We start from the raw sequence: 25,743 nt of genomic DNA, 5'->3' as shown, positions 1-25,743 counted from the left end.
TAGCACCCATCGCCGTTGCACCCCCGGAACGAGTGCTCCCACCACCGACCCTACGTCAGCGGGCGTCAGCCCCGGGTTGACTCCAGCCCCGGAAGGGTGACCCGGATCCGGCAACCGCGGAGTGATTCGGCCACCCCGATGCGCCCGCCGTGCAGATCCACCGCCCAGCGCGCGATCGCCAGGCCCAGTCCCGTACCGCCGTCGGTGCCCGGACCCGAGGGTCCCGGCCCGCCGCGGTTGAACCGCTCGAAGACCCGGTGGCGCTCCGACGCGGGGATGCCGGGGCCCTCGTCCTGCACCTCCAGCTCCAGGCCCTCCGGCCCCTCGCCGCGCCGCGCGCGCACCGTGACCCGGCCGTGCCGCGGGCTGTGCTTGATCGCGTTGTCGATGAGATTCGCCACGACCTGGTGGAGCCGCTCGGCGTCCGCGTACGCGGTCAGCTCCGGGGGCGACACGTCGAGGTGGAGGTGGACGTCGGTCCGCGTATGGGTGCCGGAGGCGGCAAGGCCGGAGAGCCCGGAGAGCGTGGAGGCGCCGCGGCTCATGTTGGCCTCCTTGAGCACCCCGGACAGGTACGGCCAGACCTCGAAGCGGCGGGTGTGCAGCGGCACCACGCCGTTGTCCAGGCGCGACAGGTCCAGGAGGTGCTCCACCAGCCGGCCCAGCCGCTCGGTCTGCTTCAGCGCCGTCCGCATGGTCTCCGGGTCCGGCTCGCAGACCCCGTCGACGACGTTCTCCAGCACCGCGCGCAGCGCCGCGATGGGGGTGCGCAGCTCGTGCGAGACGTTGGCGACCAGTTCCTTGCGGTGGGTGTCCACCGCCTCCAGGTCGGCCGCCATGCGGTTGAAGGCGTCCGCCAGGTCCCCGAACTCGTCGCGGCGGTCCGAGCGCACCCGGCGGGTGTAGTCACCGTGCGCCATCGCCCGGGTCACATCGGTCATCTCGCCGAGCGGCGCGGTCAGGCTGTTCGCCACGAACTGGGTGATCAGCAGCGAGGCGATGATCGAGAAGACCGTGATCACCCGCAGCTCTGTCGCCGAGTGCATCGCGACGAACACCAGGAGTGTGGTGATGATCACCGAGACGATGACCAGTGCGCCGAGCGCCGCCTTGACGGAGCGGTACGGATCGAGGGGCCGCAGCCCCTCCCAGACCCGCTGCCACAGTCCGCGCACGCCCGTCAGCCAGCGCCGGGTCATGCGGGCGGGGTCTCCAGGGCGTACCCGACGCCGTGGACGGTGCGGATCCGCTCGGCGCCGATCTTGCGGCGCAGCGCCTTGATGTGGCTGTCGACCGTACGCGTCCCGGAGGCGTCCGCCCAGTCCCAGACCTCGGCGAGCAGCTGCTCGCGGGAGAGCACCGCGCGCGGGGTGTTCGCCAGGCAGACCAGCAGGTCGAACTCGGTGGGGGTCAGGTGCACGTCCGTGCCGCGCACCCGGACCCGGCGCTGCGCGTGGTCGATCTCCAGCTCACCCAGCCGCAGGATGCCGCTGCGCGGGGTGTGCGCGGCCAGCGCGGCGCGCTCGACCCGGCGCAGCAGCACGTGCACCCGGGCGGCCAGCTCCCGCATGGAGAACGGCTTGGTCATGTAGTCGTCGGCGCCGACCCCGAGGCCGACGAGCATGTCGGTCTCGTCGTCCCGGGCGGTGAGCATCATCACCGGCACCGGGCGCTGTGCCTGCACCCGGCGGCACACCTCCAGGCCGTCGAAGCCCGGCAGCATCACGTCGAGGACGAGCAGATCCGGCTGCCACGCCTCGGCGGTGTCCACCGCGGCCGGGCCGTCGGTGGCCGTCTGCACCTGGAAGCCCTCGGCGCGCAGCCGGGCCGCGATGGCTTCGACGATCGTCGGATCGTCCTCCACGACCAGCACCCGGCGCTGGGCGCCCGGCGTGGCCGCGGTGGTGCCGCCCTGGGTTGTCTGAGTCTGGTCCATCGCCCGCCCCTGCATGTGCCCTGCGTGGTCGCGTCTTGCTGGGCAGCAGCGTAAGGGCATGGTGTGACCGTCGGCTACGCACCCTACGCGGACCGGAGCGCCAGATGGACGACGTCCGGGACTCCTCGGGCAACGGGGATCTCTTCCGTCCGTACCCCGTCGAATCCGGCATTTCGCAGGGCCAGTTCGAACTCCGCGGACGGCTGCGCCGACCACACGGCGAGCACTCCGCCGGGCGTCAGCCGGTCCCGGCAGGCGGCCAGTCCGGCGGGGGAGTAGAGGCTGTCGTTGTCCTCGGTGACGGTCCAGTCGGGGCCGTTGTCGATGTCCAGGCACAGTGCGTCGTAGGGGAGTTGGCCCGCGCCGTCGTGGAGGTACGCCACCAGGTCGGTGTGCAGGATCTCGGTGCGCGGATCGGCCAGCGCCTCCCCCGAGACGGCCGAGAGCGGACCCGTGCGGTGCCAGTCGATCACCGCCGCCTCGCGCTCGGCCACCGCGATCCGGCCCCAGCGCGGTTCGGCGGCGGCCCGTGCCAGCGAGAAGCCGACGCCCAGCCCGCCGATGAGGACGGCGGGGTGCGCGCGACCGGCCGGGAGCGCGGCCAGCGCGGCGTCGACCAGCAGCCGCTCGGAGCGCCCGTCGGAGGTGTCCATCAGGAAGCAGCCATTGGCGATGATCTCGTAGACGGGCCCGTCGGATCCGGGCGCCGCAAGGGTTCCGGGGCCCTCGGCGGCCGGGCCCCGTTGCCGTAACACCACCTCTCCGTACGGGCCCTGACGGCGGTCGAGGGTGCGTGCGGCCGACTCGGGGCCGGCGGTCGGATGCCAGGGGTGGGCGGGATCCATGCGGCCATCTTGGCCAACGCCGGGTGCGCCGGTCCAACGGCGGGCGGATGGTGGCGGAGGGAGGGTTCCGGGCAACGTCGCGTGCTCCACAAAGGTTGAGTGCCGTGACGGATCTCACGTACACAGCTGGCTCATGGGTTGAGCGGGCACAGTGGTCGCGGACGTTGTGCAGGGCGGTGGAGCGGCGGGTCCGTCGGGAACGGCGGAACCGCGGGAGTCCGCGAGAAAGGGGCCTTGGGCAGTGAGCACACTGGAGACGGCCGGGGGTGTGCCGGTCGATGACGGGCCGGGCGTCGGCCCGCGGGCCGACGGCACGCCGGTGATCCTCGCGGGCATGCCCCGGCAGCGCGGCGACGCGGCGCTGGTGCCGGCCACGGCGGCCACGGACGCCGCCGGCGGTGCGGCGCAGGACGCCGCCGCCCGCCGCCCGTGGACGGGACTGCGGCCCTGGCGGCTGCTCCCCACCCCCACCGGCACCCCCTTCACCTTCGGCTACGCGCTGCTGCTCGTCGCCACGTCGCTCTTCGCCGACCACGGCGACCCCGCCCTGGTCGCCTCGCTGCTCCAGGGCTCCAGTACGGACGTGACCCATCTCGCGCAGGACCCGCTGCTGGTGCTGGTCGCCAGCGCCCTGTGGATAGCGGGCGGGCTCGGCTCCTCGTTCGCCCTGGTCTTCCTCGTCGTGGTGACGGCGCTGGAACGGCGGATCGGCGGGCCGCGCACCGCCGCGGTCTTCTTCGGCGGACATGCGCTGGCCACCCTCGCCACCGAAATGCCGGTCGGCTTCTCCGTGGCCGCGGGCGGGCTGCCGGACAGTTCGCTGCACCGCCTCGACTACGGCATCAGCTTCGGCGTGATGACCTGCACGGGAGCCCTGGCGGTCCTGCTGCCCGGCTGGCTGCGCTGGCCCCTGCTGGCCGCCGTCGGCTACATGGGCGTCACCGATCTGCTGACCTCTGCCGACCCCATGACGGACTGGGGCCATCTGCTCTCGCTCGCCCTGGGCGTGGCCGCCTGGCCGCTGCTGCGCCGCTGGCGCGACCAGCGCGCCGGGCCCGCGCCGCTCCTCGGGGACCTGGGGCACCCGGCGCTGCGCACCCCGCGTACGTACTGAGGCGCCCCGCGCGCCCGGCGCCGCCGCTTCTTCGCGGAGACCGTCAATTCATTACGGAGACCGCCGCGTCGTCGCGGAGAATGGTGCCCTTCGCGGGCGCCACGACCGAGCGCGCCCGCCGGCCGCAGGAGCAGAGAAGAGCCGTGTCGCACGAGCGCCGCCCGTCGAAGGACCGCGAACCGTCCCCTCCGCAGGCCCCGGACGCCGCTCGGCTCCCGCTGCTCTCCGACTGCGGCAGCTGCTTCGGGCTGTGCTGTGTGGCACTGCCGTTCGCGGCCTCGGCGGACTTCGCCCTCGACAAGGAGGCCGGGCGGCCCTGCCCGAACCTGGGGGCCGGCTTCCGCTGCGGGATCCACGCCGAGCTGCGGCAGCGCGGCTTCTCCGGCTGCACCGTCTTCGAGTGCTTCGGCGCCGGCCAGAAGGTCTCCCAGGTCACCTTCGAGGGGAAGGACTGGCGGCAGGCGCCGGGGACCGCGCGGGCGATGTTCGACGCGTTCGGCGTGATGCGGCAGTTGCACGAGCTGCTCTGGTACGTGGCCGAGGCCCTGACGCTGCCGGCGGCCCGTCCGGTGCACCGCGAGCTGCGGGCCGTACAGGAGACGACCGAGCGGCTGACGCTCGGCGGCCCCGAGGAGCTGGCCGGCGTGGACGTGGCCGCCCACCGGGGCGAGGTCAACGCCCTGCTGCTGCGGGTCAGCGAACTCGTACGGGCGCAGGTCCCGGGCCGCAAGAAGGAGCGGCGGGGGGCCGACCTGATGGGAGCCAGGCTCAAGGGCGCGAGTCTGCGGGGGGCCGATCTCCGGGGGGCCTACCTGATCGCCGCCGACCTCCAGGGCGCCGATCTGCGCACCGCCGACCTGATCGGGGCCGATCTGCGGGACGCCGATCTGCGCGGTGCGGATCTGACGGGCAGCATCTTCCTGACCCAGGCGCAGGTGAACGCGGCCCGTGGCGACGCGGCCACCAGGCTGCCGCCGGGGCTGCGCCGCCCCGCCCACTGGTAGCCCGTCCTCTTCTCCTTCTCCCCGCTGCTTCTTCCTCCCCCTTCCCCGCGGTCGGGCCCTGCGCGCATGCGCCCGTACCCGGTTGCCCCGTTGATCGCTCACAGCGAACGCGCGGCCGGAACATCCGTGGAGGCCCTGGCATTGAGTGGATAAAGCTCAACTTGCTTGCCGAAGGGGAGATCATGACTGCTGAGTCGCCGGCATCCGCATCGCTCACTCTGCCCGTGCTGCCCCTCGATGACGAGGTCGTCCTGCCCGGCATGGTGGTGCCGCTGGACCTGTCCGACGCCGACGTACGGGCGGCGGTGGAGGCCGCGCAGGCCGCCGCGTCTTCGGGGCCTTCGGGTAACAAGCCGAGGGTGCTGCTTGTGCCCCGGGTCGACGGGACGTACGCGGCGATCGGCACGCTGGGGAGGATCGAGCAGGTCGGGCGGCTGTCCGACGGCGACCCCGGGGCGCTGATCCGCGGCGTGGGCCGGGTGCGGATCGGCTCCGGCACGACCGGGCCGGGGGCCGCGCTGTGGGTGGAGGGGACCCCCGTCGAGGAGAAGGCGCCCGAGCCCCTCCCGGGGGCGGTCGCCGAACTGGTCACGGAATACAAGGCGTTGGCCACCAGCTGGCTGCGCAAGCGCGGGGCCTGGCAGGTCGTCGACCGGGTCGCCGGCATCGACGACGTGCCGACGCTCGCCGACAACTCCGGATACCTGCCGTTCCTGACCACCGAGCAGAAGCTCCGGCTGCTGGAGACCACCGACCCGGTCGCCCGGCTGAAGTACGCCGCCGAGGTGCTGCGCTCCCATCTGGCCGAGCAGGACGTGGCCGAGTCCATCGCCAAGGACGTCCAGGAGGGCGTCGACAAGCAGCAGCGGGAGTTCCTGCTGCGGCGGCAGCTGGAGGCGGTCCGCAGGGAACTGGCCGAGCTGAACGGCGACCCCGAGGACGAGGGCGGCGACTACCGCGCCCGGGTCGAGGCCGCCGACCTGCCGGAGGAGGTCCGCAAGGCCGCCCTGAAGGAGGTCGACAAGCTGGAGCGGGCCAGCGACCAGAGCCCGGAGGGCTCCTGGATCCGCACCTGGCTGGACACCGTCCTGGAACTGCCGTGGAACGAACGCACCGAGGACGCCTACGACATCGCCGGCGCCCGGCGGGTCCTGGACGCCGACCACTCCGGGCTGGCGGACGTCAAGGAGCGGATCAGCGAGTACCTGGCGGTGCGCAAGCGGCGGTCGGAGCGCGGGCTGGGACTCGTCGGGGGCCGTCGGGGCGGCGCGGTGCTGGCTCTCGTGGGGCCGCCCGGCGTCGGCAAGACCTCGCTCGGTGAATCCGTCGCGCGGGCCATGGGGCGGAAGTTCGTCCGGGTCGCGCTCGGCGGCGTACGGGACGAGGCGGAGATCCGCGGCCACCGGCGGACGTATGTCGGCGCGCTCCCCGGCCGGATCGTGCGGGCCGTCAAGGAGGCCGGTTCGATGAACCCGGTCGTCCTCCTCGACGAGATCGACAAGGTGGGCTCGGACTACCGGGGCGACCCGGCCGCCGCCCTCCTGGAGGTGCTGGACCCGGCGCAGAACCACACCTTCCGGGACCACTACCTGGAGGTCGAACTGGACCTGTCCGACGTGGTGTTCCTGGCCACCGCCAACGTCCTGGAGTCCATCCCGGAGCCGCTGCTGGACCGGATGGAGCTGGTCCGGCTCGACGGCTACACCGAGGACGAGAAGGTCGTCATCGCCCGGGACCACCTGCTGCCGCGCCAGCTGGAGCGGGCCGGCCTGGAACCCGGCGAGGTGACCCTGGAGGACGCGGCGCTGCGCCGGCTGGCGGGCGAGTACACCCGCGAGGCGGGCGTACGGAATCTGGAGCGGTCGGTCGCCCGGCTGCTGCGCAAGGTGGCGACCCAGCACGAACTGGGCGAGCGGGAGCTGCCGTTCACGGTCGGCGTGGAGCAGCTGCGCCCGCTGATCGGGCGCCCGCACCACACCCCGGAGGCGGCCCAGGACCCGGCCGAGCGGCGGACCGCGGTGCCCGGTGTGGTCACCGGCCTCGCGGTCACCGGCGCCGGCGGCGACGTGCTCTACGTGGAGGCGTCGCTGGCGGATCCGGAGACCGGGGCGTCGGGGCTGCAACTGACCGGCCAGCTGGGCGACGTGATGAAGGAGTCGGCGCACATCGCGCTGTCGTTCCTGCGCTCGCACGGCGCGGAGCTGGAACTCCCGGTCGGTGACCTCAAGGAGCGCGGGGTGCATCTGCACGTACCGGCCGGTGCCGTCCCCAAGGACGGCCCCAGCGCGGGCATCACGATGACCACCGCGCTGGCCTCGCTGCTCTCGGGCCGCCAGGTGCGGCCGGACGTCGCCATGACCGGCGAGGTCTCGCTCACCGGGCGGGTGCTGCCGATCGGCGGCGTCAAGCAGAAGCTGCTGGCGGCTCACCGGGCGGGCATCACGACCGTGATCATCCCCAAGCGGAACGAACCGGATCTGGACGATGTGCCCGCGGAGATCCTGGAAGCGCTGGAGGTGCACCCGGTCGCCGATGTCCGGCAGGTGCTGGAACTGGCCCTGACCCCGGCGGCGCAGGGGGCCGACCCCGGGGTCCCGCTCGCGGCGTGACGGCCCGCGGCGGCCGGCCCGCCCCCTCGCGGGGGCGGGCCGGCCGCCGTGCGCTCACCCGTCGGCCAGCGCCCGGAGGCGGTCCATCGACCCGTTGAAGCGGTTGTGGTCACCGACCGCCGGGCCGGTCGAGGTGTACTGCCAGATGGTGTGGAAGCCCCAGCCGGCAGGGAGTTCGCCGACCGAGGAGCCGTAGCGCGGCACCCACAGCGGGTTGATCCGGCCGAAGGCCGCGGAGTTGCCGGTGCACTGCTTCCACCAGCCGGTGGAGGTGTAGAGCACGGCGTCCCGGCCGGTGCGCGCCTTGTAGGTGGCGAACCAGTCCTTCATCCAGTCGACGAGACCGGTCGGGCTGAGCCCGTAGCAGGTCGCGCCGTAGGGGTTGTACTCCATGTCCAGGGCGCCGGGCAGCGTCCTGCCGTCCTTGGACCAGCCGCCGCCGTGGGCGACGAAGTAGGCGGCCTGGGCGGCGCCGCCGGAGGTGTCGGGAGTGGCGAAGTGGTAGGCGCCGCGGATCATGCCGGAGCGGTAGGAGCCGTTGTACTGCTGCGCGAAGTACGGGCTGGTGTAGCTGGTGGACTCCGTCGCCTTGACGTAGGCGAACCGGACGCCGCTGTTCCAGAGGGCGGACCAGGCGACGTTGCCGTTGTGGCTGCTGACGTCGACGCCCTCGGCGGACGCGGTGAGCGAGGGCGGCGGCAGGATCCCGGTCGTGGCGCCCTCGTGCCGCGCGACCTGCGAGCCGGCCCAGTCCTGGTCGGGGTGGGTGGGTTCGGGGGCGTGCCGGCCGGCCGCCGCGCCGGCCGTGCCGGGCAGGCCGAGGAGCAGGGCGACGGTCGCCAGGAGGGCCCCGGCCGCGGTCGCGAGGGAGTGCACGGGGCGGTGGGGGGTTCCGGATCTGAGCACGGGCATACGTGCCTCCGTGGATCTCGGTGGATCTCGCTGCGGTGACGTTGCGGAGAAATGACCTTGAGGGGGGAGGAACTGGCACCACTGATTGGTGTGGCCATGCCAGAACAGACGGTACGCGCGTAGACCCCCGTGACAAAAGAGGGTCGCGGGGCTTCCGTTGGTCTAATCCTGCGAAATACTGGCCCAACTGCGGTTTCGGCGGCCCGGGAGAGAAATTTTCAGGCGGTGAAACGCGGGAATTGCGGGAAATAGAGGAAAACGCGGGAAAGGGCGCTGACGTGCACAACACCGGAGCCGGCGGTACGGCGGACGGCGAACCGATGGGCGTGGATCACGTATTCCTGGCCCTGGAGCGCGAGTTGGCCGTATTCCTCCGCCGCGCCCGCGCCTCGTCCGGCGAGATGTCCCGCGAGGTGCACCCCGACCTCGAATCGGCCGCCTACGGCCTGCTGATCCGGCTCGCCGACGCCGGAGCCCAGCGCGCCACCGACCTCGCCGGCTTCTTCGGCGTCGGCAAGGCGACCATAAGCCGCCAGCTGCACGCCTTGGAGCGGCTCGGGCTGGTCGCCCGCGAACCGGACCCGGCCGACGGCCGCGCGGTCCTGGTGCGGATCACCGACGAGGGCCGCGCGCGCTTCGACCGCGTCCGCACCGCGCGGCGCGCCCGCTATGCCCGCCGGCTGGCCTCCTGGGACCGCGCCGAGGTCGCCGAACTCGCCCGCCTGCTGCACCGGCTGAACGCCGAGCAGGAGCAGGAGGGCGAGCCCGGGGAGCAGGACGGGGAACGCGAGAGGGAAGGGGAGGGCGCGCCCGGGGAGGGCGGCCGGGGGCGATGCCGGTAGCCGTGGCCGCCCGGCCGCGGCCCGGTCACGGGGCCACGTGGACCACCGCCGCATCGTCCCGGGCCTTCCCCCGGGGGTGCGCGGCGCCCTCCGGGTCGGCGGCCTCGGCCGCCCGTACCCGGTCGATCAGCGCCTGCGGGCCGGACGTGACCACCAGCGCCACGCAATCCGCCCAGGAGCCCTCCCGGAAGACCTCGACCCAGCGGCTCGCGCCGTCGCTGAGCGCGGTCAGCGAGCGCAGCTGCGCGCGCGGGGTGCTGCCGGTGACCGCGCGGGCGGCGACGGCCGGGTCGGCGGCGGCGGTGAAGAAGCCGCCCTCGGCGTTGCGCAGCGCCTCGACCGCGCGGACGTAGGCACCGGCCGCGGCGGCGCGTTCGGCGGAGCCGCGCGGCAGGGCCCGTACGGCGGCGCGCTGTTCGCGGACCGCGGGCGGGAGTTCACCGAGCCGGGTGTCCTGTACGGGATGCACCGAGCCGTCCGCCTTCTCCAGAAGCAGGACGGAATCGGAGAGCACCAGGTGGTCGACGGTGCGGTCGGACCAGCGCGCGGCGACCACCGTTGCCTGCGGAGTGCGGGGGTGAGAAAGGTCACAGGCGTCCCGATGATTCTCGGCCGTCCTGGAGATGGCGGCGGCGAGCACCTCAGTGAGCGTCATATCCCGGTGTGAAACCGACAGTTCGAGCATCGCGCCGCCGAGCCGCGCGGTGAACCACGGCACGGAATGGACGCACCCGTAGTCCCCTTCGGGCGGTGTCACACCGTCCAGCAGGATCAGGACGCCGCCCTGGCCGGAGGCGGGCAGGGCGACGGACGCGTAGTCCTCGTTTGGGCGTTGGGGGTCGCCCGGCTCTGTCGCGAGTTCGATGCGCATGGCGGAAAGTCTGCCGGAGGTGTCCGGATCGCGACGGTGCCCGGGCGTTGTCCGCGGTGGTGGCGTAGGGCCAGGTCAGCGGGGTGCCGTCGGGTCGGGCGGGAGGGGCGTCCGGCTGCGGGCGCGCATCCTTCCAGGACCGGCACGCATCTCCAAACCCGTCCGGGGGTTGCCCGAGGTTGCGGCCAGAATTGGTACCGCGCGGAAGTTGATGGTCAAACTCCGTTTGATGTTCACTCGTTCAGGTGGCCGGGCATGTGTTGCCGAGCCACTGCGCGGCGCCGATGGAATGGTCATTTCCCGGATCAAATGGGGTGGGCCAGGACGTTCGTCGCGACGCGCACAGCCGGGCTGTTCCCCTTCGCGGAATTGTGTGCACTGCCGCGGTTTTCGCGCAGGTCCGCCCCGCGAACGGGGAGCGAGCCGGGTCCGCGACGCCGGCACGGCGTGGGCAGGCGAGACAGGAATGCGAGCAGCGGTGCGGAAGATGCGGCTTCGGGGCGGCGCAGGGAAGCCGGGATCACCGGCCGGTCCGGTCTCGGTACCGGGTACGGCTCCCGGCGCGACGGGCAGTGGCGCGAACGGTACGGAACGGCGCCCCGCGCGGGTGCGCAACCGGCTCATGGGAGCCGTCGCGGTGGTCGCCGTCGCCGTCCTCGGAGCCGGCGCCCCCGGCCTGGCGACCGTCGCCGACAACGCCGACACCAGCCAGCAACTGGTCGATCTGGCCCAGCTCAACGCGCACGCCATCACCCTGGCGCACTCCCTCGCCGACGAGCGCGACGCGATGACCGCGTACGTGGCCGCCGGGCGCACCGGCAGCAACCTCAGCGCGGCCCCCACCTCCTCCCAGCGCGCCCAAGTGGACCGGCAGATCGGCGAGCTGCGCTCCGACGCCCAGGGCTCGGCCGGCGCCACCACCGCGTTCGCGGCCGCCGACAAGCTCCTCAAGGAGCTGCCGCAGACCCGCCAGAAGGCCCTCGCCGGGCCCGCCACCGCCGACCAGGTCCACGACGCCTACAGCCAGGTCGTCCAGGCGCTCGGCGCGATCAGCGACGACATCGCCCGTGGGCTGCCCGGCCGGGCCGACCCCGCGGACGCCGACACCCGCGCGCTGCCCGCCCTCGGCCGGGCCGCCGACCAGGCGGCCAGTACCCGCGCGCTGCTGATGGCCGGGCTCAAGGCGGGCGGTGCGCAGCCCCGGCTGACCGCCGCCGCCCAGGTCGCCCACATCCGCGAGCAGGGCGCGCTGGACGACTTCAACCAGGCCGCGAGCCAGGGTGGCCGGGACCGCTACCAGCGCACCGTCAACGGCCCCGACGTCGACGGCGCCGAGCGCTATCTGACCCAGCTGACCGACCATCCCTATCTGGACCCCGCCGCCATCGCGCTGAGCCGGAGCCGGGTGCAGTCCGCGCTCACCGCCCGGATCGGGCTGATGCGGGGCACCGAGTCCGCGATGGCCGCCGCCGACGTCCAGCGCCTGGGCACCCTGCGCGACGGCGACGTGGACCAGCTGGAGATCCGCATCGCGCTGGCCGGCGCCTGCCTGCTGCTGGCCGTCGGTGCCGGCGTCTGGGCCGCCCGCACGATGACCCAGCCGCTGGCCGCGCTGCGGCTCGGCGCCGGCCGGGTGGCCGCGGACCCCGCGCACGAGGAGCCCGTCAACTACAAGGGCCGCAACGACGAGTTCGCCGCCGCCGTACGCTCCGTCAACGCGCTGCACGCGCAGGTCGCCGAGTCGGCCCGGCGCACCGCCGAACTGGAGGGCGAGCGCAAGCGGCTGGTCGGCGGCCGGCAGCGGCTGGTGGCCCAGGGCGAGGTGCTCCAGGAGCAGGCGGAGACCCTCAAGGAGGAGGTCGCCGACCTCCAGGAGCGGCTGGCCGCGCTGCGCACGGGCGTGCACGGCCGGTTCGTCAACCTCGCGCTGCGCACCCTCGGCCTGGTCGAGCGCCAGCTCGGGGTCATCGAGTCGCTGGAGGAGAGCGAGCAGGACCCGGAGCGGCTGGAAACCCTCTTCAAGCTGGACCACTTCGCCGCGCGGATGCGCCGCAACAGCGAGAACCTGCTGGTCCTGGCGGGCGCCGAGCAGCACGGCGGCAACCACCCCGGGCCGGTCCCGCTGCTGGACGTGCTGCGGGCCGCGGTCAGCGAGATCGAGCGGTACGAGCGGGTGCGCATCGGGTCGCTGCCGCCGCACTCGCAGCTCGCCGGGTTCGCCGCCGACGACGTCAGCCACCTGGTCGCCGAACTCCTGGAGAACGCCACCGCGTTCTCGCCGCCGGACGCCCAAGTCGAGCTGTCCGGCTGGCTCCTGGAGAGCGGTGAGCTGATGCTCTCGGTCCAGGACGAGGGCATAGGGATGACCGCCGACCGGCTGGCGGAGCTCAACGAGCGCCTCTCGGAGCGCGAGGCCGCCGAGGCCGCCGCGACCTCCGAGACCGTCGACGGGGCGCTGGGCCTGGGCCTGTACGTGGTGGTGCGGCTGGCCGCCCGGCACGGCGTACGGGTCCAGCTGCGCGCCCAGGAGCAGGGCGGGATCGCCGCCGTCGTCGTGCTGCCCGGCTCGATCCTGCCCACGCGTCCGGCGCCCGGGACCGTCGTGCCCGGACAGGGCGGCGCCGGGACCGCGCCGAGCCTGCCGGGCTCGGTCGCGGAGGCGAACTCCAACACCCTCCAGACGCGGCTGAACCGGCTGGATCCCGCGCCGGCCGAGGAGCCCGCCGCCCAGGACGCCCCGCAGCCGGCGCCGGTGGAAACCGCCGAACCGGCCGCCGCCGAGGACCCGTTCGTGGCCGCGGCGGAGCGCGCCATCGACGCGGCCGGGCTCGGCACCCCGGCCGAGCCGGAGCGGGCCCGCCCGGCCGCCGCCGTACCGCCCGCCGCCCCGGAGACCGCGCCCGCCGCCGAAGGGCCCGAGCCGAGCCCGTACGGCCCGCGGTCGTCCGGTCCGTACGCCACGGCCGCGCCCGCGGGCACCGGCGGTACCGCCGGCGAGCACACCCGCACCGAGGACACCGTGTCCCCGGCCGACGGCACCCCGGCGCCCGGCAAGGGCCGGCCCGCCGCCCCGGCGCCCGCCGCCCCGGCCGAGGCCGCCCCGGACGCGGTCCCCGGCCCCTACGCCATCGGCCCGGACCGGCACAGCCGTCCGGAGCCCGGCCCGGCGCCCACGGCGGCGCCGGAGCGGAGCGCGGCCCCGGAGGCACCGGCTCCGGCACCGCGCCGGACCACCGCGACCGGGCTGCCCAAGCGCACCCCCAAGGTCGTGGCGCAGCAGCAGGCGCCCGCCGCGCCGCGCAGGACCGGAACGTCCCATGCCGAGGCGCTGCGCCGCCGGCTCGGCGGATTCCAGCAGGGGGCGCGGGACGGCCGGCGCGATGTGGCGGCCGAGATCGCGGAAGGCACAGCGGAGCAGACCATCCCACAGACGGACACCGACGGAGCGGGGGCCCCGGGAGAACGCCACGTTGTCGAGGAGGCAACCGATTGAAGGCGCAAGCGCCCACTGCGCACGGACAGGGCCTGAGCAGTCAGGCACGGAACCTGCACTGGCTGTTGACCAACCTGGTCGACGAGGTCCCCGGCATCCGCTCGGTCGCGGTGGTCTCCTCCGACGGCCTGCTGCTGCTGTCCTCCGACCCCGGGAGAGCGGACGCCCCGCCGGCCCGCCCGGGTGACAGCGACGGGCCCAAGGGCTCCAGCGCCGACCTGGCCACCATCGTGTCCGGGCTCGGCAGCCTCACCACCGGGGCGGCGAAGCTGATGGACGGCGGGGCCGTCAAGCAGACGATGGTCGCGATGGAAGAGGGCAGCCTGTTCGTCATGGCGATCAGCGACGGTTCGCTGCTCGGGGTGCACGCCGCCCCGGACTGCGAGATGAGCGTCATCGCCTACCACATGGCGCTGTTCGTCGGCCGGGCCGGCCACGTCCTGACCCCCGAACTCCGCACCGAACTGCGCAAGTCGATGGAGAACGTCCAGTGAGCGAACGAAGCGAGCGAGCCGTCGAGAGCCGCGCGGCGAGCGTGTGCGGGGCCGAGCGGAGCGGGGGATCGGCATGACCAAGGCGCCCAAACTCCCGGTGCGCGGCGCGGACCGCAAACCCGCGCGGGTCCGCCCGTACTCGCTCACCGGAGGCCGGACGCGGTTCGGCCATGTGCTGCTCGTCGAGACGTTCGTGGCCGCGCTGGACGCGCCCGAGGAGCGCCGCGAGCTCACCTCGGGCGGCTGGGCGGACCGCGTGATGCCCGAGATGCGGGCGATCGTCGAGCTGTGCCGCCGGATGCGCTCGGTCGCGGAGATCTCCGCGCTGCTCAAGATGCCGCTGGGTGTGGTCCGCGTCCTGCTCAGCGACCTCGCCGACCAGGGAAAGATTCGCGTCTACGGCACCGGGCACGGCACCGGCCGGCCCGACCGCGCGCTGCTCGAAAGGGTGCTGAGTGGACTTCACAGGCTCTGACACGATATCGGCCGGATCGAACTCGCCCGCCGGTTCCGTGGGAGCGTCCGACCAGGCGGCCACCGCCGCCGACGCGGGGCTGCAGAGCTGGCAGACCGACCGTTCGCGGGCGCCGGTCGCCACCAAGATCGTGGTGGCGGGCGGCTTCGGCGTCGGCAAGACCACCTTCGTCGGCTCGGTCTCGGAGATCACCCCGCTGCAGACCGAGGCGCTGATGACCCAGGCCAGCGCCGAGACGGACGACCTGTCCGCGACCCCCGAGAAGACCACCACCACGGTCGCCATGGACTTCGGCCGGATCACCCTCGACCAGGACCTGGTGCTGTACCTCTTCGGCACGCCCGGCCAGCAGCGCTTCTGGTTCATGTGGGACGACCTGGTGCGCGGTGCGATCGGCGCGATCGTGATGGCGGACACCCGGCGGCTGGAGGACTGCTTCCCGGCGCTGGACTACTTCGAGAGCTGCGGACTGCCGTACGTCGTCGCCGTCAACCACTTCGAGGGGACCGACTCGTACGCGGAGGACGACGTCCGCGACGCGCTGACCGTACCGCCCGAGGTGCCCGTCGTGATCATGGACGCGCGGCGCCGGGCCACGGTGATCGAGTCCCTGCTCGCGCTGGTCGGCCACGCGCTGGCGGCCACGCCCGAATAGCCTGCCCCCCACCCCCGCCACCCCTCACCCCCGAACAGCAGTAGCAGAGAAGAGCCCCGCCATGCGGAAGATACTCATCGTCGGAGCCGGCCAGTCCGGTCTCCAACTCGCCCTCGGCCTCCAGTCCCAGGGCTACGAGGTCACCCTCATGTCCAACCGCACCGCCGACGAGATCCGCTCCGGCCGGGTCATGTCGACGCAGTGCATGTTCCACACCGCCCTCCAGCACGAGCGCGACCTGGCGATCAACTTCTGGGAGAGCCAGGCCCCGCGCATCGAGGGCCTCGGCGTCTCGGTCGCCGCCCCCGGCAGCCACGAAGGGCCCGACGGCTCGCAGCGCGCCATCGACTGGGTCGGCAGGCTCGACGGCTACGCCCAGTCCGTCGACCAGCGGGTCAAGATGGCCGGCTGGATGGAGACCTTCGCGCAGCGCGGCGGCCAGCTGGTCATCCACGGCGCGGCCGTCTCCGACCTGGACTTCTTCGCGAGCCGCTACGACCTGACGCTGGTCTCGGCCGGCAAGGGCGAGCTGGTGTCCATGTTCGGCCGGGACGCCGCCCGTTCGCCGTACGACGCCCCGCAGCGGGCGCTCGCGGTCTCCTACGTCCACGGCCTGGGACCGCGCCCCGAGCACCCCGAGTTCGAGGCGGTCCGCTGCAACCTCGTCCCCGGCGTCGGCGAGCTGTTCGTCATGCCGACCCTGACGACCTCGGGCCGCGCCGACATCCTCTTCTGGGAGGGCATCCCCGGTGGCCCGCTGGACGCGTTCCAGGGCATCAAGGACCCCGGCGAGCACCTGGCGAAGACCCTGGAGCTGATGGAGACGTTCCTGCCCTGGGAGTACGCCCGCGCCACCGGGGTCGAACTGACCGACGCCAACGGCACGCTGGCCGGCCGCTACGCCCCGACCGTCCGCAACCCCGTCGGCAAGCTGCCCTCCGGCGGTCTGGTGCTGGGCGTCGCGGACGTCGTGGTGGCCAACGACCCGATCACCGGCCAGGGCTCCAACTCGGCCGCCAAGTGCGCGGCGTCCTACCTCGCCTCCATCGTGGAGCGCGGTGAGCAGCCGTTCGACGGGGCTTGGATGCAGGAGACCTTCGACCGCTACTGGAACACCGCGCAGCACGTCACCAAGTGGACCAACGCGATGCTGGGCCCGCCGCCGGAGCACGTGCTGAACCTCATCGGCGCGGCCGGTCAGCTCCAGCCGGTCGCCGACCGGTTCGCCAACGGCTTCGACGACCCGTCCGACTTCGAGAACTTCTTCTTCGAGCCCGAGAAGACCGGCGCCTACCTCGCCTCGCTCACGGCCTGACGCCGCGCCCGGACTCCGGCCGGCGGACCCGGGGACGGTCCGCCGGCCGGTTCTCAGCCTCTGCTCAACCGCGCTTCGTCCAGGGCCACTTGGGGCCGCCGCCGGCGGTGCCCTCCGGGTCGTACTCGTACTTCCAGCCGCGCGGCAGGCCGAGGCGCCCCACCCGGCCGGGGACCCGGCGGTAGACATGCAGCGTCGGCGGGCGGCCGTCGTCGTTCGGCACCGGGATCTCGTACGTCTTCGGCGGCTGGCCGGTCGGGCCGACCAGGACCGGGAGGACCCGGCCGTCCAGGGGCCCGCCGACAAACAGGGTGTTCTCGCTTCGCACCGACCCAGTGTCACACCGTGGGGCGCCGGGCGGGGCGGTGGCCCGCCCGGGCGCGTCCCTCGGCCGGTGTGATAAAGCCGCAGGTCACAGCAGGTGTACGGCCTCGCTGACGAGAGGCAGGACGCGGCGCGCCAGATCGCCGGCCGGGCCCTGGGCGGTCTCCCTCCGCAGCGCCGCCGCCGTCACCCGCGCGGTCTGCGGGTCGCGGGCCGCGGTCGCCGTCAGCAGGGCGACGAAGTGGTCCACCAGCCAGTCGCGCAGCTCGTCGAGCGGCGGCTGCTTGTCCTCGTCGAGCCAGATCAGCGAGGCGGCCTCCACGGCCGTGATCCACATCCGGACGGTCATCCGCAGCCGCGGGCCCGGCTCCGGCTCGCCCACATGCCGCAGGATCTGCGCGGCGGCGGCGCGCCGCACCTCGTCCACGATCGCGGACGTCCGGGAGGTCTCCACGACGCTGCCGCCCTGGAGGAGGGCGCTGAACCCGGCGTCGTGCTGGTCGACGAACGCCAGGTAGCGGTCCAGCGCATGGCCCAGCCGCTGGGTGAGCGGCCCGGTCTCCGGCTCCGCGAAGCACTGCTCCAGCTCGTCGGCGGCGCTGCGCCGCGCCGCTTCGTACAACTGCTGCTTGCCGCCCGGGAAGTAGCGGTAGACCAGCGGCCGGGAGACCTCGGCGGCGGTGGCGACGTCGTCCAGCGAGACGTCCTCGGGCGCGCGCTGGGCGAACAGGCCGAGCGCCGCGGCCAGCAGCTGGCTGCGGCGCTGCTCCACGCTCAGCCTGCGGTAGGCGGGTCGGGGTACTGCTGGGGCGGTGCCGCTGCCGTTCATGAACAGCAGCGTAACCGCAGAGGATTTCGGATCGCACAGCTGCTCGGGACGTATCGGGGGCAATCGGGTCCTTCACGCCAACAGGCCCGAGCTGCGCCACAACCGGCGGCCGGCGCCGCGCAGAACGCCGATCTCGTCGAGGAAGTCGGTCAGCCGCCGGGCGCCGTTCTGCATCACCTCGCGGCGGTGGCCGCTGGCCCTGACCTGGGCTATCGCCGCGCGCCGGTCCAGACCGACGTTCGCGTACACGTCCGGGTTGACGAAGGCGACGGAGAAGACCCGGGCCGCCTCGCCGGAGCTGATCCGGGTCAACTCCCGCTCCCAGCGCGGCGCGGTGACCATCTGGCGGCGCAGCTCCTCGCGGGCGTAGCGGACGTGCCGGGCCTCCTCGACGACATGGATCCGGGTCACCCCGCGCACCAGCGTCTGCACCCGCTCGTCCGGGAACGTCAAGCGCTGCATCCAGTCCAGGATCTCCTCGCCGAGCAGGGTGCAGGCGAACGAACCGGGCGTGGTGGAGACGGTCTTGAGGACCCGGGCGAGGTTGTGGTTGAGCCGGGTGACCGGGTATGTCGGCGCGCCGGCCTTCTGGATCATGCGGGCGAACATCTTGGAGTGCCGGCACTCGTCGGCGATCTCGGTGAGCGCGTAGCGGACATGGGCGCTGGTGACCGGCTTGTCGTAGATGTGCCGCACCAGCAGCTGCATCAGGATGATCTCGAACCAGATGCCCAGGGAGGCGAGTGAGGCGGCCTCGTGCCGGGAGAGGTCCTGCTGCTGCTCCGGCGACATCCGCCGCCACATGGGGGTGCCGTAGAGCGAGACCAGCTCCGGCGGCCAGAACCACCTGCCCTCTTCGAGGGGCGCGTCCCAGTCGAGTTCGGTGTCGGGGTCGAAGGAGTGCCGGGCGGAGGAGTCGAGCAGGCGCTCGGCGACCTGCTCCCGGTCCTTCAGCAGCCCGAGGGCGTCCCGCAGGACTTCGGTATCCGTCAGGGTCATGGGGGTGGGCGCACTCGTCATGGCTCCGGCTACACCTCGCTCGTGGGTTACCCGCGGTCACACGCGGTCGCCTCTTATGAGACTCCGCGTCAGTAAGGACGTCAATCCCTCCCGCGCGACTTATTGACCCATGGGTAAGAAGCGTGTGAGCCTGCCAACCATCCGCCCGTGACACGGTGTTCGGCGGGGTGGGAGGAGATCGCGGTGTCGACCCGAGAGCTGTACACGCAGGACCCAGGAGACTCCCTGTGGAGCGTGCCCGCCGCTGGTGCGGCCCGGTTCAGCTGGGAATACGACGACGGTCGCGACCGGCTGCTCGCCCTGTACCAGAAGGGCAAGGACAAGCAGTGGGACGCCACCCTGCGGATCGACTGGGACCTGGAGGTCGACCCCAAGGATCCGCTCGGCACCCCCGACGAGGCCATGTCGCTGTACGGCACCAAGTACTGGGACCGGATGACGGAGAAGGACCGCGGCGATCTCCGCCAGCACTACACCGCCTGGCAGTTCAGCCAGTTCCTGCACGGCGAGCAGGGCGCGATGGTGTGCGCCGCGCGGATCGTGGAGTCCGTCCCGGACCTCGACGCGAAGTTCTACTCCGCGACCCAGACCATGGACGAGGCCCGGCACGCCGAGATATACGGCCGGTTCCTCCACGAGAAGATCGGGATGCTCTACCCGATCAACGACAACCTCCAGGCGCTGCTCGCCGACACCCTCAAGGACTCCCGCTGGGACATGCCCTACCTGGGCATGCAGGTACTGATCGAGGGGCTGGCGCTGGCCGCCTTCGGCGTGATCCGCGACACCACCGACAAGCCGCTGCCGAAGCAGATCCTGGCCTACGTCATGCAGGACGAGGCGCGCCATGTCGCCTTCGGCCGGATGGCGCTGCGCGACTACTACCGGCAGCTCACCGACGCCGAACTCCGCGAGCGCGAGGAATTCGTCATCGAGGGCTGCTACTTGATGCGCGACCGGCTGCGCGGTGTGGAGGTCCTGGAGAACTACGGCATCCCGCGCAAGGAGGCCGCCGAGTTCACCGAGCGCTCCGAATTCCTGCACCTCTTCCGGAAGCTGCTGTTCAGCCGCATCGTGCCGTGTGTCAAGGACATCGGCCTGTGGGGCGAACGCCTCCAGCGCGCGTACCTGGACATGGGCGTCTTCGAGATGGGCGACGCCAACCTCGATCTGCTGATGGCGCAGGACGAGGAAGTGGCGGAGAGGCTGGACGCGGAACGGTTCGCCGCCGAGGAGGCGGCCCGCAAGGCGGAGGTCGCGGACGCCATAGCCCAGGGCGCGTCCGCGACGGGGGTCCGCCCTGCTCCTTGAGAGCTCCGGGGAGAGCCGGCGGCTCACTCCGCCAGGAAGCCGGTGACGAGGCGGTCGAGTTCCGCCACCTCGCTCTCCGGCATCGCGTGGTGCCCGACCCCCGCCAGGGTCTCGATCCGCGCGCCGGCCAGCGTCCGCTCCGCCCGCTCGGCGACCTGCCGCGGATCGTGCGCCCTGCTCCGCCCCGCCAGCAGCACCAGCGCGGGCGGGGCGGTGCTGCCCAGCCGCGCCACGTCGGGACGCGGCCCGGTGATCGTCTTCGCGCTCCGGAAGTCCCGGGCGCCCAGCCCCATCAGCCGTACCAGCTCGGGCGCGAGAGGCCGGCCGCCCCGGGTCTCCCACGCCAGGAACCGCCGGGTGGTCGCCTCACCGGGCCGCAGGAACAGCGGCGCGGCCCGCAGCAGATACGACGCCCGGTAGCCCGCGAAGCACTGCGTCGGGTCGAGCAGCACCAGCCGCGCCACCCGCTCCGGAGCGTGCACCGCGTACCGCAGCGCGATCCAGCCCCCGTACGAATGCCCCAGCAGCGCCGTGGCGTTGAGCCCGAGGCCGTCCAGCACGGTGTCCAGCCAGGCCGTCAGGTCGTCCGGGGTGCGCAGCGCCCGCCCCGCGGGCACGCTCAGCCCCGGCGCGCCCATCAGGTCCACGGCGTACACCCGGTGCGTCCGCCCGAAGCCGGCGGCATGCGCGTACCAGGCGGCCGAGGTGACGCCGCCGCCGGAGAGCAGCACCAGCGGCGGTGCGCCGGCCGGCCCGCAGGCGTTGACGCGGGTGGTGCCGAACTCCCCGGCCAGCTCCAGCCGTTCGACCGGGACCGGCCAGAGTGCCATGGCCTGCCCGTACGCGGCACGGAACGCGGAAGTGGCGGTGGACGTCGCTGTCATCGGTGGCCCCCGTGGCGAGAAGAGAGAATGTGGTCGCGCCGGTAGGTATCCTGCCGGACCGCGCCGGCGGCGCCACCGCAACCCCCTGGAATCCATGGGACCTTCAACGGGGGCAGGGCCGGGAAGACCCTAGGGGCCGTCCAGTGGGACAGGGCCGGGAAGGCCCTGGTTCCGGCCCGACCGTGCCAGCCAGCGCCCCTCGTGCCGGGACACCTCGATCGGCCGCCCGAAGCAGGCCGTCATCCGCTCACCGGTCAGCACCTCCGCGAGCGGGCCGCGCGCCTGCACCCGCCCCTCGCGCAGCAGCACGGCGTGGTCGACGGCGGGGGACAGCTCCTCCAGGTGGTGGGTGACGGTCACCGTCGCCAACTCCGGCCGGTTCAGGGCCAGTCGGTGCAGCGCGTCGATCAGGTCCTCGCGCGAGGGCAGGTCGAGCGCGTTGAAGGGCTCGTCGAGCAGCAGCAGCCGGGGGTGGCTCCCAGCGGTGGCCGGGGGAGGGCCGGCCATCAGCGCGCGGGCGATCAGGATCCGGGCCCGCTGGCCGCCCGAGCAGACCCCGAACGGGCGGTCCGCCAGCTCCTTGCAGTCCAGTTCGGCCAGCAGCCCGTGGGCGCGCTCGCGGGTCGCCGCGTCGTACCTGCGCCACAGCGGCTGGACCGTACCGGTCGCGCCGGTCAGCACCACGGTGTGCCCGGTGGCGTCCTGGGGGACCTTCTGCGCACTGGACACCAGCCCGATGACGGCCCGCAGTTCCCGTAGGTCGACCGAGCCGAGCCGGTGGCCGAGCACCTCGACGGTGCCCACGGTCGGGAACATCAGGGCGCCGATGAGGCGCAGCACGGTGGTCTTGCCGGCGCCGTTCGCGCCGAGCAGCGCCCAGTGCTCACCGGACCGCACGGTCCAGTCGATGCCGTCGAGGACGACCTGGCCGGTGGTGTGGCGGCGGACACCGACGCCGTCCAGCGCGGCGATCACCCGGCCTGCGTGCGGATTCGGGGACCGCGGCTGCGAAGTCTGCGGGGGAGTCATCGCGGCAGACTAGCTGCGTACGGCAGCTATCCGTGCGGGCGTCCGGTGGGTGGAATCGGGTCCCGACACCCGGTGGTGACCGCCGGGGGGTGACGTCCGGCGGCGGTTCAGGACAGGCCCAGCAGCGCCCGCACCCGGGCGTACTTGGCGGTCAGCCGCTCCCGGGTCGGCGCGTCCAGGACGGCCAGCCGCGCCGGATCGGCGTTGTGGGCCAGATCGGCCTCCTTGACCAGCAGCGCGCCGGGCGTGGCCAGGACCCGGGCGGTGTACTCCTCGACCGGCTCGCCCGCCCGCTTGGTGACGGCCCGCACCATCGCCCTGGTCGCCGGGGTGAGCGCCGCCTGATCGAGCCACGCCTCGCTCAGCGCGTCGTCCTCGACCGCGTCGTGCAGCCAGGCCGCCGCGATCTGCTCGTCGCTGCCGCCGCGCTCCCGTACGCCCGCCGCGACCGCGGCCAGGTGCTCGGTGTACGGGCGGCCGGCCTTGTCGGTCTGCCCCGCGTGCGCGCGCCGGGCCACCGCCTCGACCTCGGCGAGCGACAGCGGCGGGCGCGCCGCGGCGGACGCGGACGGGATCTCCTGGGAAGCCATACGGCCATTGTGGCCGGGGAGTTCGGGAGGCCGGGGGCGGGGGCCGGGAGTAAGGGAACCGGGCCGGGCGGCCGCCCCCCTGGACTGCGGTCACCGCCGCTCCGCACCGCCGCTCCTCACCGCAGCCCGGCCGCCATCACCGCCCGCGCGATCGGCCCGGCGCTGCCGCCCCCGCTGATGTCCTCGCGCTCGGCCTCCGCGTCCTCCACGACCACCGCGACCGCCGCCACCGGCTCGTGGTTGTCCTTGTTGCGCACCCAGGAGACGAACCAGGCATACGGCATGCCCTCGTTGCGCTCCCCGTGCTGCGCGGTCCCCGTCTTGCCGCCCACCGTGAACCCGTCGATCGCCGCCGGCCGGCCGCTGCCGTGCGCCACGACCTCGGTCATCATCTCCTGGAGCTGCTCGGCGGTGGCCGGGTTCATCACCTCCTGGGTGGGGCGGCGCTCTCCGGCGGCGACCAGCACCCCGCCCGCGTCGGTCACCTTGTCGACCAGGTGCGGCGGCGTCAGCTGGCCGTCGTTGGCGACCGCCGCCGCGACCATCGCCATCTGGAGCGGGGTGGCGGCGGTGTCGTACTGCCCGATGGAGGAGAGCGCCAACTGCGCCGGATCCATCCGGGTGTCGAACGTGCTCCGCACGACCGGGGAAGGGATCCGCAGCCCGCGGTCGTTGAACCCGAACCGCTCCGCCGTGCCGGCCATCTCCCGCAGCCCGACGTCCACGCCCAGCCGCGCGAAGACGGTGTTGCAGGAGAGCCGGAACGCCTCCTTGAGGCTCGCGTGCTCGCAGCCCGGCGCCGGATTGCCGAGGGAGGTGTGGGTGCCCGGCAGGGTATAGGGGTCGGGGAGGTCCAGTGGGGCGTCGATGTCCCGCACCCGGCCGCTCTCCAGCGCGGCCGTCGCGGTGACGACCTTGAAGACGGAGCCGGGCGGATAGGTCTGCCGCAGCGCCCGGTTGAGCATCGGCTGCCGCTCCGACCGGTTCAGCCGCCGCCAGGCGTCGGAGACCGAAGCCCCGTTGCCGGACAGCTCGTTGGGGTCGTACGAGGGGCTGCTCACCAGCGCCAGCACCCGGCCGGTCCGCGGCTCGACCGCCGCCACGGCGCCCTTCCTGCCGTCCAGCCCGCGGTAGGCCGCGCGCTGCATCGCCGGGTTGATGGTGGTCTCGACCCGGCCGCCCGGCCGGAGCGCCCCGGTCAGCCGGCCCCACCCGGGGAAGAGCGCGAGCCGGCCGTCGGTGCCGGCGAGGATGCCGTCCTCGGCGTGCTCGATCAGCGAGGTGCCGTAGAGCTGCGAGGAGAAGCCGGTGACGGGCGCGTACAGCGGCCCCTCGGTGTAGGTGCGCTCGTACCGCAGCCGCCCGCCGCTGTCCCGGGAGCCGGTGACCGGGCTGCCGCCGACGTCCACGGTGCCCCGCGGCTGGGCGTAACGGACGATGCTGGCCCGCCGGTTGGCCGGGTTGGCGTTGTAGCCGTCCGCTTCGATGAGCTGCACCCGGACGGCGTTGACCAGCAGGGCCACCAGCAGCAGGAAGGAGAAGGCGGCGGTGTGCCGGATGGCGCGGGTCACCGGGCGCCTCCCGGGGCGGTGGGCGCCGCCGGGTCCGGGGCCGGCCGCGGTGCCCGCGCCCGGTCGCTGATCCGCACCAGCAGCGCGACGATGATCCAGTTGGTCACCACGGACGACCCGCCCTGCGCCAGGAACGGCAGTGCCATCCCCGTCAGCGGGATCAGCCCGGTCACCCCGCCCGCGATCACGAAGACCTGGAGGGCGGGCAGCGCCGCGAGCCCGACGGCCAGCAGGCTGCCGAACGGATCGCCCAGCCCGTGCGCCGCCTGGTACCCGCGGCCCACCAGCAGCGCGTACAGCACCAGCAGCGCGGTCAGCCCGGCCAGCCCCAACTCCTCGCCCCAGGTCGCCAGGATGAAGTCCGACTTCTGCGCGAACCCGATCAGATACGAATGCCCCTGCCCGAGGCCGGTCCCGAACAACCCGCCCGCGGCGAACGCGAACAGCGACTGCGCCAGCTGCCCCGGCCCGCGGCCCGCCGTGATCCCGGCGAACGGATGCAGCCAGTCCTGTACGCGTCCGTGCACATGCGGCTCCAGCGTGCCGACGGCCGCCGAGCCCGCCGCGGCCAGCAGCACCCCGACCGCGATCCACCCGGTCCGCCCGGTGGCGACGTACAGCAGCACCACGAAAATCCCGAAGAAAAGCAGCGAGGTGCCCAAATCCCGTTCCAGTACCAGCACCCCGACACTGATCAGCCAAATCGTGACCACCGGTCCCAGTACTTGCCCGGCCGGCAGTCGCAATCGCCCCACGGACTGCCCGGTGTGCGCCAGCGCATTTCGGTTCGCCGCGAGATATGCCGCGAAGAAAACCGTGATCAGCACCTTGGCGAACTCACCGGGCTGAATGGAAAATCCGGCGGCCCGGATCCAGATCCGGGCGCCGTTGACCGCGGGAAAGAAAATAGGCACCACCATCAGCAGCAGCGCCAGCGCGGCGCACCCGTCGGCATACCGCTGGAGCGTGCGGTGGTCGCGCAGCAGCACCACCACCGCGATGAACAGCCCGACGCCGACGGTGGACCAGACGAGCTGCGCGGGCGCGGCCGGGTCGGCGGGCGTCTCCAGATCGAGCCGGAAGATCAGCACCAGGCCGAGGCCGTTGAGCAGGACGGCGGTCGGCAGCAGCAGCGGATCGGCGTACGGGGCGCGCAGCCGCACCGCCAGGTGTGCCAGCAGCGCCAGTCCGCCGAGCCCCGCCCCGTAACCGGCCGCCCCGCTCGGCACCGGGTGCGCCCGGGCGAAGCCGACGACCACATATCCGCAGGCGCTGAGGAGTACGGCGCCCATGAGGAGGGCCAGTTCGATGCCCCGCCTTTTGGGGAGCGGCGGCGAGGGTGGGGGAGTGCCCTCGGGGTGTGCGCCGGCCGCCCTTTTCGCCGCGGGCGCCGTCATATCTGCCATATCCGGCAACGTAGCAAGCAGGAGCCCATATTTCCGTTATGTCGCATACGGCGTTCCGGGCGGAGGCCGGTGCGCACACGGAACTCGGCCGGGATGCGGAGCGGGGTGGGCAACCCGCCGCGCTCCGTCCCGCGTCCCAGGGGGAGAGCCGGCGCCCCGCGGGGGTAACCCAGGGTTGTTCGGTGAACGAGGTCAATGGCAGTTTGTAAACTCG

23 protein-coding genes are annotated in these 25,743 nt (G+C 73.3%); 10 read left to right on the top strand and 13 right to left on the bottom strand.

Features of this window, described 5'->3' with window-relative positions:
- Nucleotides 1-65: 65 nt before the first annotated feature.
- The 3 genes from GR130_RS32930 to GR130_RS32920 all read right to left on the bottom strand — a co-directional run bounded on the left by GR130_RS32930 (nucleotide 66) and on the right by GR130_RS32920 (nucleotide 2,781).
- Nucleotides 66-1,199 (bottom strand): sensor histidine kinase, encoded by a 1,134-nt coding sequence (locus tag GR130_RS32930; protein ID WP_159508084.1) that lies wholly within the window; start codon nucleotides 1,197-1,199, stop codon nucleotides 66-68.
- Nucleotides 1,196-1,936 (bottom strand): response regulator transcription factor, encoded by a 741-nt coding sequence (locus GR130_RS32925; protein ID WP_018536131.1) that lies wholly within the window; start codon nucleotides 1,934-1,936, stop codon nucleotides 1,196-1,198. The genes GR130_RS32930 and GR130_RS32925 overlap by 4 nt, the downstream gene beginning before the upstream one ends.
- Nucleotides 1,937-2,019: 83 nt before the next feature.
- Nucleotides 2,020-2,781, bottom strand: coding sequence for a spermidine synthase (locus GR130_RS32920; RefSeq protein ID WP_159508083.1), 762 nt, complete (start codon nucleotides 2,779-2,781; stop codon nucleotides 2,020-2,022).
- Between the two features lie 241 nt (nucleotides 2,782-3,022).
- On the opposite strand from GR130_RS32920, the gene GR130_RS32915 reads away from it, so the two are divergent.
- The 3 genes from GR130_RS32915 to lon all read left to right on the top strand — a co-directional run bounded on the left by GR130_RS32915 (nucleotide 3,023) and on the right by lon (nucleotide 7,508).
- A complete protein-coding gene (locus GR130_RS32915) occupies nucleotides 3,023-3,895 on the top strand; it encodes a rhomboid-like protein (protein ID WP_159508082.1) in 873 nt (290 codons plus the stop codon).
- 143 nt (nucleotides 3,896-4,038) lie between these two features.
- Nucleotides 4,039-4,899 (top strand): pentapeptide repeat-containing protein, encoded by an 861-nt coding sequence (locus tag GR130_RS32910; protein ID WP_236573768.1) that lies wholly within the window; start codon nucleotides 4,039-4,041, stop codon nucleotides 4,897-4,899.
- A 182-nt stretch (nucleotides 4,900-5,081) separates the two neighbouring features.
- The gene (gene lon, locus GR130_RS32905) at nucleotides 5,082-7,508 is read left to right on the top strand and encodes an endopeptidase La (RefSeq protein WP_159508080.1); all 2,427 of its coding nucleotides are present in this window, start codon (nucleotides 5,082-5,084) and stop codon (nucleotides 7,506-7,508) included.
- Between the two features lie 54 nt (nucleotides 7,509-7,562).
- On the opposite strand, the gene GR130_RS32900 is transcribed toward lon, so the two are convergent.
- Nucleotides 7,563-8,420, bottom strand: coding sequence for a lysozyme (locus GR130_RS32900; protein WP_159508079.1), 858 nt, complete (start codon nucleotides 8,418-8,420; stop codon nucleotides 7,563-7,565).
- Nucleotides 8,421-8,740: 320 nt separating this feature from the next.
- On the opposite strand from GR130_RS32900, the gene GR130_RS32895 reads away from it, so the two are divergent.
- Complete coding sequence (locus GR130_RS32895; protein ID WP_236574050.1) at nucleotides 8,741-9,262, top strand: MarR family winged helix-turn-helix transcriptional regulator; 522 nt, start codon at nucleotides 8,741-8,743, stop codon at nucleotides 9,260-9,262.
- 25 nt (nucleotides 9,263-9,287) lie between these two features.
- Here the strand turns inward: GR130_RS32895 and GR130_RS32890 are convergent, their stop codons facing one another.
- Nucleotides 9,288-10,133 carry a protein phosphatase 2C domain-containing protein gene (locus tag GR130_RS32890; RefSeq protein ID WP_159508078.1) on the bottom strand — a complete coding sequence of 282 codons (846 nt, stop codon included), beginning with the start codon at nucleotides 10,131-10,133 and terminating at the stop codon, nucleotides 9,288-9,290.
- A 622-nt stretch (nucleotides 10,134-10,755) separates the two neighbouring features.
- On the opposite strand from GR130_RS32890, the gene GR130_RS32885 reads away from it, so the two are divergent.
- From GR130_RS32885 to GR130_RS32865, 5 genes are all read left to right on the top strand, one after another.
- Complete coding sequence (locus GR130_RS32885) at nucleotides 10,756-13,626, top strand: nitrate- and nitrite sensing domain-containing protein (protein ID WP_159508077.1); 2,871 nt, start codon at nucleotides 10,756-10,758, stop codon at nucleotides 13,624-13,626.
- Nucleotides 13,623-14,120 (top strand): roadblock/LC7 domain-containing protein, encoded by a 498-nt coding sequence (locus GR130_RS32880; protein WP_159508076.1) that lies wholly within the window; start codon nucleotides 13,623-13,625, stop codon nucleotides 14,118-14,120. The genes GR130_RS32885 and GR130_RS32880 overlap by 4 nt, the downstream gene beginning before the upstream one ends.
- 73 nt (nucleotides 14,121-14,193) lie before the next feature.
- Complete coding sequence (locus tag GR130_RS32875; RefSeq protein WP_159508075.1) at nucleotides 14,194-14,595, top strand: DUF742 domain-containing protein; 402 nt, start codon at nucleotides 14,194-14,196, stop codon at nucleotides 14,593-14,595.
- Nucleotides 14,596-14,632: 37 nt separating this feature from the next.
- On the top strand, nucleotides 14,633-15,250 hold the full coding sequence (locus GR130_RS32870) for a GTP-binding protein (protein WP_159508074.1): 618 nt from the start codon (nucleotides 14,633-14,635) through the stop codon (nucleotides 15,248-15,250).
- A 61-nt stretch (nucleotides 15,251-15,311) separates the two neighbouring features.
- Nucleotides 15,312-16,565 (top strand): styrene monooxygenase/indole monooxygenase family protein, encoded by a 1,254-nt coding sequence (locus GR130_RS32865; RefSeq protein WP_159508073.1) that lies wholly within the window; start codon nucleotides 15,312-15,314, stop codon nucleotides 16,563-16,565.
- A 64-nt stretch (nucleotides 16,566-16,629) separates the two neighbouring features.
- Here GR130_RS32865 and GR130_RS32860 read toward each other — a convergent pair whose 3' ends face one another.
- The 3 genes from GR130_RS32860 to GR130_RS32850 all read right to left on the bottom strand — a co-directional run bounded on the left by GR130_RS32860 (nucleotide 16,630) and on the right by GR130_RS32850 (nucleotide 18,717).
- Nucleotides 16,630-16,893, bottom strand: a complete 264-nt coding sequence (locus GR130_RS32860; RefSeq protein WP_159508072.1) for a hypothetical protein — start codon at nucleotides 16,891-16,893, stop codon at nucleotides 16,630-16,632.
- Nucleotides 16,894-16,977: 84 nt separating this feature from the next.
- Nucleotides 16,978-17,718, bottom strand: a complete 741-nt coding sequence (locus GR130_RS32855; protein WP_201305065.1) for a TetR/AcrR family transcriptional regulator — start codon at nucleotides 17,716-17,718, stop codon at nucleotides 16,978-16,980.
- Between the two features lie 72 nt (nucleotides 17,719-17,790).
- Nucleotides 17,791-18,717: an AurF N-oxygenase family protein gene (locus tag GR130_RS32850; RefSeq protein WP_159510361.1), complete on the bottom strand. Its 927-nt coding sequence runs from the start codon at nucleotides 18,715-18,717 to the stop codon at nucleotides 17,791-17,793.
- A 204-nt stretch (nucleotides 18,718-18,921) separates the two neighbouring features.
- Here GR130_RS32850 and GR130_RS32845 point away from each other — a divergent pair, with 204 nt between their 5' ends.
- Nucleotides 18,922-20,049 (top strand): ferritin-like domain-containing protein, encoded by a 1,128-nt coding sequence (locus GR130_RS32845; RefSeq protein ID WP_159508071.1) that lies wholly within the window; start codon nucleotides 18,922-18,924, stop codon nucleotides 20,047-20,049.
- A gap of 23 nt (nucleotides 20,050-20,072) precedes the next feature.
- On the opposite strand, the gene GR130_RS32840 is transcribed toward GR130_RS32845, so the two are convergent.
- From GR130_RS32840 to GR130_RS32820, 5 genes are all read right to left on the bottom strand, one after another.
- The gene (locus tag GR130_RS32840) at nucleotides 20,073-20,933 is read right to left on the bottom strand and encodes an alpha/beta fold hydrolase (protein WP_236573766.1); all 861 of its coding nucleotides are present in this window, start codon (nucleotides 20,931-20,933) and stop codon (nucleotides 20,073-20,075) included.
- Between the two features lie 129 nt (nucleotides 20,934-21,062).
- Nucleotides 21,063-21,962: an ABC transporter ATP-binding protein gene (locus GR130_RS32835; protein ID WP_159508070.1), complete on the bottom strand. Its 900-nt coding sequence runs from the start codon at nucleotides 21,960-21,962 to the stop codon at nucleotides 21,063-21,065.
- A 107-nt stretch (nucleotides 21,963-22,069) separates the two neighbouring features.
- Entirely contained in the window at nucleotides 22,070-22,552 is a 483-nt protein-coding gene (locus GR130_RS32830) for an HD domain-containing protein (protein ID WP_159508069.1), read from the bottom strand.
- Nucleotides 22,553-22,668: 116 nt separating this feature from the next.
- Entirely contained in the window at nucleotides 22,669-24,123 is a 1,455-nt protein-coding gene (locus GR130_RS32825) for a penicillin-binding transpeptidase domain-containing protein (protein WP_159508068.1), read from the bottom strand.
- The gene (locus GR130_RS32820) at nucleotides 24,120-25,520 is read right to left on the bottom strand and encodes an FtsW/RodA/SpoVE family cell cycle protein (RefSeq protein ID WP_159510359.1); all 1,401 of its coding nucleotides are present in this window, start codon (nucleotides 25,518-25,520) and stop codon (nucleotides 24,120-24,122) included. Before GR130_RS32820 ends, GR130_RS32825 begins: the two co-directional genes overlap by 4 nt.
- Between the last annotated feature and the right edge of the window lie 223 nt (nucleotides 25,521-25,743).

Origin of the sequence: Streptomyces sp. GS7, from assembly GCF_009834125.1 — a bacterium.
In the GTDB taxonomy this organism is placed as follows: Bacteria; Actinomycetota; Actinomycetes; order Streptomycetales; family Streptomycetaceae; genus Streptomyces.
This window is presented reverse-complemented; position numbering and strand designations above follow the sequence as displayed.